We start from the raw sequence: 13,690 nt of genomic DNA on the forward strand, positions 1-13,690 counted from the left end.
GTGTCCCCCGTACCGCCGGGTCTGTTCGAGGGCGATGTCGCACCACCTGGTTCCGACCGCCGGTGTCCGTCGTACGCGGCCGGGGATCGGCCCGGGTGGCGGATCGGTCGGGGTGCCGGGGATCGGCCAAGTGTTGGCAATCTGCTGGGTGGCAGGGATCGGCCGAGGGGGCGGGGGGCAGCAACCGGTGTCAGGAGTCGAGCCAGGCCCTGCTGTCCTCGGTGTGCTCGCCGAGCCGGGGCGGCCTGCGTTCGTAGCGGGGCGGGGTGCCGGACAGGCCGATGGGGTTGGCGACCAGGTCCATCGGCGCGCCGTCCGGTCCGGTGACGGTGGCGCGCGGGCCGAGGCCCAGGCGTTCGGCCAGACCGAACGCCTGGGCCAGGTCGTTCACCGGTCCGCACGGCACTCCCAACGGGGTGAGCAGGTCGGACCACTCGGCCGCGGTCCGTGCCGAGAGCGACTCACCGAGCAGTGGGGCGAGTTCGTCGACGTGTGCCACCCGGTCGGTGTTGGTCGCGAAGCGTGGATCGTCGGCCAGATGCGGCACGTCAAGACCCTGGCACAGGGCGCGGAACTGACGGTCGTTGCCGACGGCGACGACCAGCGGTCTGTCCTTGGCAGGAAAGACCTCGTAGGGCGCGATCGACGGATGCCGGTTGCCGAGGATGCCCGGCACCTGACCCGCGAGCGTGTAGCCGCCGGACTGGTTGACCAGGCTGGACAGCAGACAGGAGAGAAGGTCGACCTCGACGTGCTGGCCTTCGCCGGTGGCCTCGCGGTGGCGCAGGGCGGCCAGGACGCCGATGGCCGCGTGGAGCCCGGTGAGGACGTCCACCAGGGCCGCTCCCGCCTTCACGGGCTGCCCGGGGGCCGGGCCGGTGACGCTCATCAGGCCGCCGACGGCCTGGACCAGCAGGTCGTAGCCGGGCAGGGCGGCTCCCGCGCCGGCGCCGAAGCCGGTGACCGAGCAGTAGACGAGGCCGGGATTGAGCTCGCGGGCCCTGTCGTGGCCGAGCCCGTACTTGTCCATGGTCCCGGGCCGGAAGTTCTCGAACAGGACGTCGGCCCGGCGGACCAGCTCGGTGGCGGTGCGCAGGTCACGGCCGTCGCGCAGGTCGAGTGCGAGGGAGCGTTTGTTGCGGTTGACGGACAGGAAGTACGTGGCCTCGCCCTGGGCGTGGGGAGGTCCCCAGGCCCGGGTGTCGTCACCGGTGACGGGATGCTCGACCTTGATCACGTCGGCGCCGAGGTCGGCCAGCAGCATCGTGGCGTACGGGGCGGCCAGGACGCGTCCGAAGTCGGCGACCAGGACTCCGGCCAGTGGTCCGCGGGGTGCCGTACTCACGATTGACTCCCTTTCATCGATCCGGTTGTCCGACCGTACGTCCGCATGTCTGTACGTCACGCGCACCGCGTGGGCGCGTCCCGGGCTTCCGAGGCGCCCTTGCGCGAGCGCCCTCGGACGAGCCGCGAGGTGGGGGTCGAACGGGCAGCCGTACGCACCCCCGAGGTCGACTGGAGCGTGCTCCGCGTCCAGCCGCCCGCCGATCCCTCCCGGCCTGCGCGGTCCTCCGCCATCGGCTGAAGCCCGGTCCGCGGCGGGCACGACGAAACTCCCGGCGATCGGCGGACGACCTTGGTCGTCATCCCGTCCACCAGGAGCTTCGTCACCGCGTCCTGTCCGGTCGCCTCACTCGGGAGGCGGTGCCGCCGCGGCCGGCGGGATCAGCAGGGGAAGGTACCGCTGTAGAGGGCGTGTCCGTAGGACGAGGTTCCGGAGCCGAAGCCGTAGATGCCGTCGTCGCTCCAGACCGCCTCGCGGAAGCCGCTGACGCAGGTCGAGGTGGGCGCGAGCGCGAAGCCCTCCAGGTTGTCGGTCGGCATGACGGCCGGGTTCGTGTAGGTCACGTCCGGCACGATCGCGCCGGAGGCGTTGACCTTCATGAAGGTGTGGGTCTCACCGCAGGTGTTGTCGCAGGTCGCCACGAGACGCTGGGTGCCGGCGTCGTAGGTCACGTCCATCACGGCGGCCTTGCCGGTCGCGATCGTGCCGAACGTGGTGAACGTGCCGTCGGAGTTCAGACCGTAGACGTGCAGCGAGCCGTCCCACTCCAGGCCGGCGAAGTACAGGCCCGACCCGTGCAGCGGGTAGTTCGCCGGGTTGTAGGCGGCGCCGGTGAGCGGGTCGATCCAGCCGTTCGCGGTCAGCCAGCTGTCCGGCACGTATCCGACGCCCTCGAAGCCGAGGTTGGCGTCGTCCTTGCTCCCGGTGTTGAGCTGCGGGAACTGGGAGGTCATGTCCCACTGGTGGAGCGGCGTGAGCGTCGATCCGGTCGCGGCCGGGTCGAACTCCAGGATCGTGTCCTTGGGCGCCGTGTTGTTGGTGTTGTCACGCTCGGAGGTCACGTAGACGTGGCCGTTGCCGCCGACCGTCAGCCCCTCGGAGTCGGGCTCGCCGGAGCCGCCCGTGAAGCGGATCTGCTTGCCGGTCGCGCTCCAGGTCGCGTCCGGGATCCACTTGCCGTTGCTCTTGACCAGCTTGTACAGCCAGTTCTTGTTCTTCGCGGCCCACAGCACGGACGGGTTCGCCGGGTCGAACGCCAGACCGCTCACGTCGCGGCCTTCCGGGCCGGTGGACGTGGTGAACGCGCAGACGTTGTCCGCGATCGTGACGTCCAGCCCGCCGGGCCATGCCGATGTGCCGGTCGGCGTGGAACCCGTACCGGACGGCGCTTCGGGCGTGCAGCCGCTGGTGAGCGAGCCGCCGCCACCCAGCAACTGGCCGGTCTGCGAGCCGCCGCCACCACCGCTGCTGCCCGAGCAGGAGTTGGCGCCGCCGAACGTCGCGGTCGCGGCGGTCTGGAACCAGCCGCTGCCGTTGGCGCAGCGCTCGTCCGACGGCGAGGCGGCGCCGGCCGCCCAGGTCAGCGAGTCGACGGTGTTGCCGCTGCTGTCGAGGAGGAAGACCGAGTCGTTGCCGCCGAGGCCGATGGTCGAGTTGAACGTGACGTAGCCGCCCGCGGGGATGCTGCTCGCGCTCGGCGAGGAGGACGAGACGGTCACGGCGGAGTGGGAGGTGTCGGCGTCGACGTACTTCCACGATCCGACGCTGACCGCGCTCGTACCGCCGTTGTACAGCTCCACGGTGTCGGAGCCGTCCGAGGTGACCTCGTTGATACGGACCCGGCTCGCCGCCGGGATCGACGACGGGCAGCCCGAGGCGTTGGCGGCGCCGAACGAGGCCGCCGTGGCCGCGGTCACCCATGCTCCGGTGCCGTCGCCGCCGCAACGCGCCATCGCCGGCTTCGCCTTGTCGGTCGCCCACTCGACGCGGTCGACCACCGTGCCGCCGGACGTGTAGAGCACCACCTTGTCCGTATCACCCAGCCCCTTGGGCGAGTTGAAGGTGACGAAGCCGCCGGCCGGGATCGTGGTGGCGGAAGGGGTGAACGTCTGCGCCGAGAAGCTGTCGTCGGACATCTTCCAGCCACTGATGCTCACGGCGGTCGAGCCGGTGTTGTACAGCTCCACCGTGTCGTTGCCCGACGAGGTGACTTCGTTGATCCGAACGTTCTGATAGCCGGTGGGATCCGCGGCGGCCGCAGGCTGAGCGGCCAGCAGTCCGGTGGCGAGGAGTCCCGAGAGCGACAAAGCGACGGCGCACACAGAGGTGACGCCGGCACGCGAAGGTGAGGTAGGCACGAGGGGGAACTCTTGCGAGATGATCTTGAAACGGCGTGTACTCCGGCTGAACGCCAGGTTCTGGCCACCGGAACGTCCGGCGCGCACGCCGCGAGGAGCCACCCTTGCACGGTTCGGGGCAGGATGATCGGGTCGGTCGAGGACGGCCGTGTGGGCTCTCACGTCGCCCTCCACCGCGTGACCGGGTTCGGCCGTGCCTGGGCAACTCGTGTGCGGGGAGGCCGAGTCGCGTGGCAGGATCTGCGCGTGTGAGCGACCGCGGCGCATTCATGACCATTGCCAGGGCGGCCGCACCGCTCTACGTGACCACCCTCGCCGCTTCGGCGGGCTCCCTCGTCGACACCGCGCTCCTGGGTCGCCACGCCACCCTCTCCCTGGCCGCGTTCGCCGTGACGGTGGCCGTCTTCAGCCCGGCCACCGCCACCGTGGCGGGTGCGCTGCGCGGGGTGATGCCGTTCGTCGCGCCGCACCGCGACTCCCCCGGCGACCTGCTGCCGCTGGTGCGCGGCGGAATGTGGCTGGCGTTCGCCGTGGGCGGGGTGTGCGCGGCGGCGGTCGCCGCGGTGCCGCTGCTCGGCGGACTGTTCGGAGTCCGGCCCGGCGTCCTCGCTCAACTGGGCCCGTTCCCCTGGCTGTTGGCGGGCAGTGTTCTGCTGATCGCGGTCGGCCAGTCGGCGACGTCCGTGCTCGTCGCCCTCGGCCGCTCCGCGCAGGTCATGCGGTCCGGTCTGGTGGGCACCGCGGTGTCGGTGACCCTGTCGGTGCTGCTCGTCGGAGGTCCGGGACCGCTGCCGAGCTACGGGCTGACCGGTGTGGGAGCGGCCATGCTCGCCTCCAGCCTGGTCGGCGCCGGCCTCAACCAGTACGCGCTGCGCCGTCGTACGGTACTGGCCGGCCGGCGGATACGGCCCGGCCGGCCGGATCCGCGCCTCATTCTGCGTCTGGCCCGGGTGGGACTCCCGCTCGGCGGAACCGTACTCGTCAAGTTCTCGGTGCTCGGCGTGCTGACCTTCGCGGCCGCCCGCATCAGCACCGACAGCGCCGCCGTGCACAGCGTGTCCGAGTCGCTGGTCAACGTCGTCTTCACCGCGGCGGTCGCGGTCGGTCAGGCCACGGTTCCGCTGATCGCCGCGTACGCCGAGGAACGGGACGCCGTGCGCGTCCGGCGCAGCGTGTGGGCCGGGATCCGGGTGGCGCTGTGCGCGGTCGCCGCCCTGGGGATCGTCCTGCTCCTGCTGCGCGGCCCGCTGGTGGGCCTGTTCACCAGGACCCCGGCGCTGGAGCACCGGGTGATCGGGCTGTTGCCGCTGATCCTGGCCGTGGTGGTCACCGACGCCCTGCAAGCGGTCGCGGGCTTCGGCCTCATCGGACTGAAACGCGCAGGGCCGGGCCTGACGTCCACCGCGGTGTGGTTCGGGATCCTGGCCGTTCTGTCCGTCCCCGTCGCCGACACGGCCGGACTACCCGGCCTGTGGACCGCCCTGGCCTGCGCGAACCTGCTCCAGGCCGTCACCAAGCTGATGTCCTTCCTGCGCCACAGCGCCCGGATCGACGCGCCTCGCGGTCGGTCGGCCAGGAAGAGTGAGGCGGCCCCGCCCGGTGGTCCGGGCGGGGCCGCTTCGGCGATCGAGCGATGAGGTCGGCCGCGTGCGGTGCCGCGACAGGCGACGTCCGCGCGTAGGGGCGGACGTCGCCTGTGATGGCGCTATTCGTGGTCGGAGGCCTGCTCCTGGAGGAGGGCGGTGATCTGGTTGACGTCGTTGAAGATGCTGATGAAGCTGTCGAGGTCGTCGGTGGCGGCGCCGTTGACGCCGACGAAGAAGGTCAGCAGCCGGCCGTCGTCGGTCTTGAGGTAGCCGGCCTCGTTCTGGGCGGTGGCCGCGAGCTGCTGGTTCAGGTCGTCGACACCGATGATGGTGCCGGGCTTGGCGAACACCTTGCCCTTGGCCGGGCAGTCGGTGGTGCAGGAGATCCCGTTCGAACCGTCGACGCCGAGGATCGGGAGCAGCTTGCGGAAGGCCGTGGCGTCGGGCGTGTGCAGCCAGTAGGTGAGGAGTTCGACGAGGCCGTTCGGTGTGACCCGCTCGGGCGGCGTGCCGCCGCGTCCGTCGGAGAGCTGGAACTGCTTCGGGTCCACGTGCGCGACGTCGGTGAGGAACTCGTGCTCGATCGGGAACGCGTCGAAGCAGTTCTTGCTTCCGCGGGCGACGGCCATGTTGCACAGGGCCAGGTTGGCGCCGAGGTTGTGACTGACCTTCAGGATCAGCTTGGCGTACTGGCTGTACGGCGGCGAGACGTACGCGGCGACACGGCGGTCGCCCCGGTACGAAGCGGGCAGCTGGTTCTGCGGGTTGACCCCCGTGGGCGGGGCGGTGACGGTGACGCCGACACGGCCGAGGGCCTCGATCAGCGCGGTGCGGCCGAAGGCGTTCGGGTCCTGGATGCCGGAGACCCGCAGCAGAGGCTGCGATCCGGCGGCGATGGTGCCGGAGAGGTGGATCTGGGTGCCGTCGGGCGAGGCGGTCACGTTGACGGAGGTGGTCCCCCCGCGCGAGACCGTCCGGACGCTGGAGGTGACGTGGTACGGCGACACCTGCGGGCGCCACGACAGCTTCGCCGCCTGCCCGGGCCTGGTCGGGGTCGTCAGCAGGTCGATCAGGTTGTCGTTGAGGATCAGCGGGGTGGGCTGCGGGCTCAGATCCGGCAGCTTGAACAGGCGGGGGTCGATGATGACGTTGCCGTCGACCCTGGTGATGCCGGAGTCACGGATCTGCCGGGCGATCTGGTTGATGCCGGCGAGCGGGTTCTCGGGGGTGAGGGTCGCACCGGGGAGTTCGGCCTCGGTGTGGTCGATGTTCGTGTAGTCCACGGAACCGTCGGGCTTGGTGCGCCCGCCCATGGTCAGGTCGCCCTGGGCGACCAGCGCCAGGTTCCCGTGCAGCGTGGACCCGGTGCGGGTGCCGGTCGCCATCACCGGAGTGGTGAAACGGTGGTTGGGGCCGAGGGTGTGCCAGGCGGTCGAGATGGTGACCAGCTTGACCGTGGAACCGGGGACGAAGAACTGGTTCGCGAACTGGGAGTGGATCACCCGGCCGCTTTCCGGGTCCGTCTCCAGCACGCCCCACTGCGCGTGCTGGTATTCGGGCTTGTGCATGATCGCCTCGATGGCGGGCCCGAGGTCGTCGCCGTGCGCGGCCGCCGGGGGGCCGGCTGCCGCCGCTCCCGCCAGGAACGTGAGGGTGGCACCGGCAGCGGCCCAGGTCCGTAGCCGCCCACAGTTGATCGGTCTCATGCATTCCGCCGTTTCTGGAGTCGAACAAGCCGGGTCGAGGAGGCCCTCGTCGCTCCAGGCCGCTCGCGCGGTCCCTGCTCGCCGGGGCGCTCCTGGCCGCATCGTAGGAACAGGAACCGCGCACGTTTCCGCTGATCGGTGCCGTGCCGACGGTGCGTGGGAGAACTTCATCCGGTCGGTCGATCGCCGAAGCCGAGGACAGCGGGAGGCGCCTCCCCAGGACCTCTCCGGCAAGGGGGCGAGCGCGTCGGGGGTGCGGAGGGCCGCACCGGCAGCAGTGCCGCGGGCTCGGTCAGGCGCTGTCCGGCTCGGCCGGGGTGCGGTGGCGCTCCACCTCCGCCAGATACTCGGTCATCGCGTTCCGGTTCCGGGTGAGTACCTCGATCCGCTCGGTCAGCTTGTCGCGCTCCGAGGTCAGCAGCGCCAGCATGTCCGGGGTCGCGTCCGGGAAGTGGATGGACCTGGGCTTGTCCAGGCACGGCAGGATCTGCTTGATGAGCCGGGTCGGCAGGCCCGCCGCCAGCAGACCGCGTATCTGCTTCACCCGGTCGGCGTTCCGCTCGTCGTAGTCGCGGTATCCGTTCGCCGACCGGTCCGGCACGATCAGGCCCTGCTCCTCGTAGTACCGCAGGAGGCGCCGGGACACGCCCGTCACGCACGACAGTTCACCGATCCGCATCCGCCTGAGGCTAGCCGCCCGGTCCGAGCTTGACCATCACATGTATGTGAGGGTTTCACGATCGGTGCATGACGACCCCAACCGCCTCTTCGACACGACCTGATGGCCTGCCCTGGCCCGCACTGCTGGCCCTGGGCACCGCGGTGTTCATCACCAGCCTGACCGAGACCCTGCCCGCGGGCGTCCTGCCGCAGATGTCCGCCTCCCTCGGCATCGGCTCCGGTGCGGCGGGCCAGAGCGTCACGGTCTACGCCGTCGGTACCGCTCTGACCGCCATACCGTTGGCCGCCGCCACGGCGGGAATCCGGCGCAAGCCGTTGCTGCTGGGTGCCATGGCCGTCTTCCTGGTCGCGAACACGCTCAGCGCCGCCGCGACCGGCTACGCGGACCTGCTCGTCTCCCGGTTCCTCGCGGGCGTCGCCGCCGGACTCGCGTGGGCCCTCCTCGCCGGATACGCGCGGCGCATCGCGCCTGCCGGTCAGGAAGGACGTGCCATCGCGATCGCCATGACCGGGATCCCCCTGGCACTGTCGCTCGGCGTTCCCGCCGGAACACTGATCGGGCAACAGGTCGGCTGGCGCGTGTCCTTCAGTGCCGTCTCGGCGATCACTCTCGCCGTCCTCGGGTGGATCACGTTCGGCGTTCCCGACGTCGGCCGGCCGCCGACGACGACGCGCGGGCCGAAGCCGACCACCCGGCAGACGCTCCGGGTGCCCGGCGTGAGCGCCGTCATGGTCGTCGTCGTGACCTTCGTCCTCGGCCACACGGTCATGTACGCGTACATCGCGCCGTACGTGGCCCATGCCGGACTCGGCACTGCGGCGGACGCGATCCTGCTGGCCTTCGGCAGCGCGTGCCTGGTCAGCATCTGGTACACCGGCCGCCACATCGACACGCGCCTTCGCGGGCTGGCCCTGATCGCCGCGACGCTGTTCACCCTCGCCACGGCCGCCTTCGCCGCCACCACGGCACAGGCCGTCGTATGGGTCGCGGCCGTCGCGTGGGGCCTGGGCTGGGGCGCCGTACCCACGCTGCTTCAGACCGCGGCCGGTCAGGCCGGCACACGAAGCGGTCCTGCCGTCGCCGACACCGCGCAGGCCGTCCTCGTGACCCTGTGGAACGTGGCCATGGCCCTCGGCGGCATCCTGGGCGGCGTGCTCCTCCAGCAAGTCGACGTCACCGCCGACGCCGTCGCCGCGGCAGGACTCGGAGGCCTCAGCCTGGCCGTGATCGCCCTCACCCGCCATCATGCCTTCGGCCCGAAGGAGTTCGGCGTGCGCCTCGAAGGGGACGCGGGTGACGACGGCCGGCGCGTGTCGACCCGCGCCCGGGGCACGGCTCGCTAGGGCTGGTCGCTCACGAACCGGGCGACCACCGCGGTGAGTTCCTCCGGCTTCTCCACCGGCAGTTCGTGACCGGCGTCCACGATCCGCACCACGGCGTCCGGATACGCCTTGGCCATCCGCAGCATCTGTGACACGGGCAGCTGGATGTCGTGGTAGCCGTGGACCAGGAGCGTGGGGGTGCGGATCTCGCCGAGCCGGTCGAGGACGTCGAAGGACCGCATGGCGCCGTAGCACGTCATGACCACCTCCCGGGGCGTACCGGCCGAGGCGCGGACGTACTCGCGGATCTTCTCGCGCGGGTAGCCGGGGGCGAAGGCCCGCTGGATGTTGGCGGCGACGAACACCTTGAACGGCACCAGGGTCGAGACCGCCATCAGCAGCCCCCTCCCCCGGCTGTACGTCATCCTGCTGATCGAGTTCACCAGCACCAGCCGCTCGACCCGCTCGGGGTGGTCGAGTGTCAGGGTCTGCGCGATCATCCCGCCCATCGAGTGGCCGACGAGGACGAACCGGTCGAGTTCGAGGTGATCGAGGACGGCGAGCACGTCACCGGCCAGCTCCGCCACCGTCGACCGCCCCGACCCGTCGCTCTCCCCGTGGCCGCGCAGGTCAAGACGGACGACCCGCCGCTTCTGGGCGAAGTGCTCCACCTGGTGGTCCCAGCGGTGCCGGTCGGCCGTCCAACCGTGGATGAACACCAGGGGCACGCCGTCACCGTCGCGGGGGCCCTCGTCGTCGTACGTCAGCGCGGCGCCGTCGACTTCGAGCTGCGGCATGGGGCCTCCTGGAGTGCGGTTCGGTCCATCTGGTTACTGGTCGGTACGGTAACGGTCCGCGGGGCCGGCGTCACCGTCGTTCGCCGAGGAATTCGAGGATGTGTCCGAACACGTCGAGCGCGGCGCCCCGGCCCAGGAACGTGTCCAGGTGGCCGTAGGCGGGAATCTCGGTGTACGAGACGTCCAGCTGGGGCTGCCGGTGCGCCAGCACCTCGTGGCAGAGCTTCTGCGAGTCCAGCCAGAGTCCGTTCTCGCTGCCCGCGAGCAGCAGTACCGGGGTGTCGATGCGGTCGGCCGCGTCCAGCGCGTTGGGCGGCAGCGCCCGGTAGCGGTGGTCGGTGTCGTGCCAGCGGACGACGCTGCGGGCGAGTTCGATCCGGCGCAGGTGCGGCAGGATCCACAGGGGAGCGGGCCCGAGGAGCTCGGCGAGCCGGTCGTGCGTCGCGTCGGACAGGTTCTCGTGCAGGAAGAGCGAAGCACCCGAGCCCCAGGCGGAGTTGTGCAGGATCTGGCAGGTCGGGTCCGGGCAGCCGGCCCCGCGGGAGGCCAGCGCGAACAGCGGCGTGTACTTCGAACGGAGGCCCACCTTGCGGAAGTCGACCGGAATGTGGTCGATCCGGTTCCTCAGCAGCTCACCGGCCACCGTCATCCGCAGCGAGGTGCGGCCCGCGAGCTTGGGAGTCAGGAACACGCCTTGGGAGACGACGCCCGCGAGGCCGGGCACCAGGCCGGCCGTCATGCTCATCGACAGGGTGAGGGAGCCGATGCAGTGGGCGACCACGAACAGCGGCCGGTCGCCGATGCGTTCGCGGATACGGGCGACGGCCTCGGGGATGTCATGGAGGGCGACGTCGTCGTAGGTGTACCGGCCGCCGGTCTCGTTGTAGGGAAGTCGGCAGCTGCCCCGCCAGTCGAGCAGCCAGGGTTCGTAGCCGTCGTCGAGCAGGACGTCGACCAGGTTGCGGGTCTCGGGGAGCAGGAACATGTCGGCGGACGCGGTGTGGCCGTGCAGGAGCAGCACGGCGGGCCGGTCCCGGTCCCCGCTGTCGACGCGGGTGAGTCCGAGCCGTACGCCGTCCCGGGCGCTGAAGGGGATCTCCTCGACGCGCGCGGGATCGAGCCGGTGGCGCAGCGGACGCAGGGCGGGCCCCGTCCTGACCTTGCGGATCAGCGGCCTGGTACGGGAGTTGCGGGTTCTGAGGATCATCGGTGGCCCTCCGAGGGGGTCCGGGTACGGCGCAGTTCGAGGAGGTCCGCGGCGGCGCGGGCGAAGGGGTTGATCAGGCCTCGGCCCATCTCCAGGCCGAACCAGGCGAGCCACGTCAGTTTGGCGGCGCGCTTCTCCGGGCCGGTCAGCCGCGGGTCGACCTTGATGCCGTCGATCTGGTCGCGCACATAGGTGTCCGCGGGTACGAGGAGTTCGCCGGCGAGGCTCGCCGGTTCGCCCTCGCGGCCCATCTCGACGCTGAGCGCGCGGGTCTGCCGCCATACGTCACGGCGGGCACGGGCGTACTTGTGGCCTTCCAGCCACCAGCGGCCTCCGTCGGCATCCCGCAACGTCAGCCGGTAGCGCAGGAGTTGGCCGCGCATGCCGTGCCGTTGCGGGATGCCCTCCTCGGGGCGGATCCAGAGGTCGCCGCGTTCCACGAGCAGCGGTTCGGGATGGACGGCGGCACAGGTCAGCTCTCCGCGGGCGTCCACCCGGCGCTCCTTGACCAGTTGGTACATGCTGGCGATGGAGAGGGTGAGGGCCATCGAACAAGGGGTACCGGCTCCGGCCGGGTCGTCCGTGCCGACCGGGCCCAGGGCGCCCTCGGTCGTCTCGGAGAACCACAGGTACGGCTGATCGTCCTTCTGCGGGAGCCGGGCCAGGCCGTCCTCGGCGAGCCGCTCGAACGTCCTGAGCTGGGCCTGCGCGTCGTAGCGGGCCGCGGGGCGCAGCCCGAGCGCCTCGACGAGCGCGGCGGTGCGTTCGCCGCCGGCCGCCGGCCCCTTCAGGGTCGCCTCGCACAGTTTGAGAGCGGTGGGGCTCTTCAACACCCGCGTGAGGAAGCCGAGTTCGGGTACCGGCTCGGCCTCCAGGCGGGCCAGGGCGTCGGTGCGCCACTCGTCCCAGTCCTGCACGCGCACATGCATCCCGCCAAAAGCCATGTCCCGTACGACGTCGTCGAGGGTGTTGGGGACGCCGGTCAGGTTGTAGTCGAAGCCCCAGGCGTCGGGTTCGCAGACGACGGCGGCCGTGACCCGGCTGACCCAGTCCACGGGGGCCGCGTTCAGACGGTGGAAGGCGGGCACGGTGCGAAGGCGCCCGAAGGCCGCGATCAGACCGCTGCTGAGGTCCTGCGGGTTGTGGGCGCCCGTCCGGGTGTGGCCGCCGATCCCTCCGGGGCGCAGAGCGGTGACGATCAGACCGTGGTCGCGGGCCCGCCGCAGGGCGACCTCGGCGGCCCACTTGGTCTGGTCGTAGCCCGCGACGAGGCGGTCGGCGTGGGCGAGCGGGTCGTCCTCGCCCATGGAGGCGATGCCCACCTCGTTGAAGACCGCGATCGAGGAGATGTGGTGCAGCGGCTTGGGCGGGCCGGTCGCGGCCAGTTCGGCCAGGGTCAGCGCGCCGATGACATTGCTCTGGCGCAGCGACTGATAGCCGCGCAGGAAGTCCACGGCCGCCGCCACGCCCACGATGCTGTCCAGTTCGTGGGCGAGGTCGTTCCACACCTCGTCGGACAGGCCGAGGCGGGGACGCCTGATGTCGCCGGGGAGCACGGTGATCCGGCGGCGGATCTCCGAGGACCAGGGCAGCCGGTGGCTCCTGAGCGCCTCGCCGAGGCGGGCCGTGGCCGCGTCCACGTCGGCCGCGCGAACAAGGCAGTGGACATGGGCGTCGCTGTGCCGGAGCAGGTCGAGGAGCAGATGGCTGCCGAGGAAGCCGGTGGCGCCGGTGAGCAGGATTCGGCGGGGCGGCACGGGCTCGGGCGAGCCGGTCCAGGGCAGACGATCGGCCAGGGAGAGGTCGGCCAGGATCTGGTCGAGGTCTTCCTGACGGGCCGTGGCGTACGGGGTGCCGCCGCCGGGGGTCCGGGCGGTGACCGTCGCCCCGGGCGGGTTGCGCGGCGCCGGGATGGACGGGGTGTCCGTGGCGGGCGTGGGGCGGGATACCGGGGCGAAGGCAGCAGGGCTCACGCCATGGACGGGCGCGGGACCCCCACCCAAGACGGAGAGCGGCGGGGTGGGCTGTGCCAGCGCGGCACCGGGCGCCGATGCCGGCGAGGCCGCGATCCGCTCGGCGGTCCGCTCGTCCGTCGCCGTCGACCATCGGGCCGGCGCCGACACGGCGGCGGTCGTGGCGTCCACGGTCGCCACCCAGCGCAGCGCCAGGCTGCGCGGCCGGGCGTCCGCGAACACCTCGTCGAGATCGATCTCCATGCCCAGCTCGTCCTCCAGCGCCGCGACGAGCTCCACCGCTCCCACGGAGGTGCCCCCGGCGTCGAAGAAGTCGCTGTCGGGCGCCAGGTGCCCTCCGGGGACGAAGCGACCGGCGGCGATGGCGATGACGGCGGCCAGACCCTCCGCGTCGGGTACGGCGGAGGGCGGGTTGTCGGGACCCCGACCGTGCCCGGCACCGGCGTCGTGGCCCGCTTCGACGTCGCCGCCCTCGTCGGCGTCCGCACCGGTACGGGAGGCGGAGCCGTCCGCCTCCGGCTCTGTTCCGGTTCCGGGTCCGGCCATCGAGGGTTCGGATACGGGAGCCTGTCTGATCCTGGCCAGGAGGGCCTCCACGCCCGGCCCGCCGTCACCCCGCTCGATCGCCTCGCCGATCGCCCGCTGTCCGGCGTGGTCCGCCGCGTCCTCGTTCAACTCACTCATGAGAGCCCTTCGCGCTGTGCACGGTGCACTG

Annotated in this window: 10 protein-coding genes; 3 read left to right on the plus strand and 7 right to left on the minus strand. The window is 71.5% G+C overall.

Annotated features, from left to right (window positions below; translation table 11 throughout):
- Positions 1–190: 190 nt before the first annotated feature.
- Positions 191–1,345 carry a CaiB/BaiF CoA transferase family protein gene (locus tag ACZ4AA_RS22090; protein WP_467604851.1) on the minus strand — a complete coding sequence of 385 codons (1,155 nt, stop codon included), beginning with the start codon at positions 1,343–1,345 and terminating at the stop codon, positions 191–193.
- Between the two features lie 45 nt (positions 1,346–1,390).
- Here ACZ4AA_RS22090 and ACZ4AA_RS22095 point away from each other — a divergent pair, with 45 nt between their 5' ends.
- The gene (locus ACZ4AA_RS22095; RefSeq protein ID WP_467604855.1) at positions 1,391–1,585 is read left to right on the plus strand and encodes a hypothetical protein; all 195 of its coding nucleotides are present in this window, start codon (positions 1,391–1,393) and stop codon (positions 1,583–1,585) included.
- A 140-nt stretch (positions 1,586–1,725) separates the two neighbouring features.
- On the opposite strand, the gene ACZ4AA_RS22100 is transcribed toward ACZ4AA_RS22095, so the two are convergent.
- On the minus strand, positions 1,726–3,702 hold the full coding sequence (locus ACZ4AA_RS22100) for a lamin tail domain-containing protein (protein WP_467604859.1): 1,977 nt from the start codon (positions 3,700–3,702) through the stop codon (positions 1,726–1,728).
- 269 nt (positions 3,703–3,971) lie between these two features.
- Here ACZ4AA_RS22100 and ACZ4AA_RS22105 point away from each other — a divergent pair, with 269 nt between their 5' ends.
- Positions 3,972–5,339, plus strand: a complete 1,368-nt coding sequence (locus ACZ4AA_RS22105) for an MATE family efflux transporter (RefSeq protein WP_467604861.1) — start codon at positions 3,972–3,974, stop codon at positions 5,337–5,339.
- A 68-nt stretch (positions 5,340–5,407) separates the two neighbouring features.
- On the opposite strand, the gene dacB is transcribed toward ACZ4AA_RS22105, so the two are convergent.
- Positions 5,408–6,994: a D-alanyl-D-alanine carboxypeptidase/D-alanyl-D-alanine endopeptidase gene (dacB, locus tag ACZ4AA_RS22110; RefSeq protein WP_467604866.1), complete on the minus strand. Its 1,587-nt coding sequence runs from the start codon at positions 6,992–6,994 to the stop codon at positions 5,408–5,410.
- Positions 6,995–7,286: 292 nt separating this feature from the next.
- A complete protein-coding gene (locus ACZ4AA_RS22115) occupies positions 7,287–7,673 on the minus strand; it encodes a MerR family transcriptional regulator (protein ID WP_467604868.1) in 387 nt (128 codons plus the stop codon).
- 68 nt (positions 7,674–7,741) lie between these two features.
- Here ACZ4AA_RS22115 and ACZ4AA_RS22120 point away from each other — a divergent pair, with 68 nt between their 5' ends.
- Positions 7,742–9,019, plus strand: coding sequence for an MFS transporter (locus ACZ4AA_RS22120; RefSeq protein ID WP_467604871.1), 1,278 nt, complete (start codon positions 7,742–7,744; stop codon positions 9,017–9,019).
- On the opposite strand, the gene ACZ4AA_RS22125 is transcribed toward ACZ4AA_RS22120, so the two are convergent.
- From ACZ4AA_RS22125 to ACZ4AA_RS22135, 3 genes are all read right to left on the minus strand, one after another.
- Positions 9,016–9,795, minus strand: coding sequence for an alpha/beta fold hydrolase (locus ACZ4AA_RS22125; protein ID WP_467604874.1), 780 nt, complete (start codon positions 9,793–9,795; stop codon positions 9,016–9,018). The two genes, ACZ4AA_RS22120 and ACZ4AA_RS22125, sit on opposite strands and share 4 nt — an antisense overlap.
- Before the next feature lie 70 nt (positions 9,796–9,865).
- Entirely contained in the window at positions 9,866–11,002 is a 1,137-nt protein-coding gene (locus ACZ4AA_RS22130; protein WP_467604877.1) for an alpha/beta hydrolase, read from the minus strand.
- Positions 10,999–13,659 carry a thioester reductase domain-containing protein gene (locus tag ACZ4AA_RS22135; RefSeq protein WP_467604880.1) on the minus strand — a complete coding sequence of 887 codons (2,661 nt, stop codon included), beginning with the start codon at positions 13,657–13,659 and terminating at the stop codon, positions 10,999–11,001. Before ACZ4AA_RS22135 ends, ACZ4AA_RS22130 begins: the two co-directional genes overlap by 4 nt.
- Positions 13,660–13,690: the final 31 nt, after the last annotated feature.

Source organism: Streptomyces sp. NPDC024698 (genome assembly GCF_055559015.1).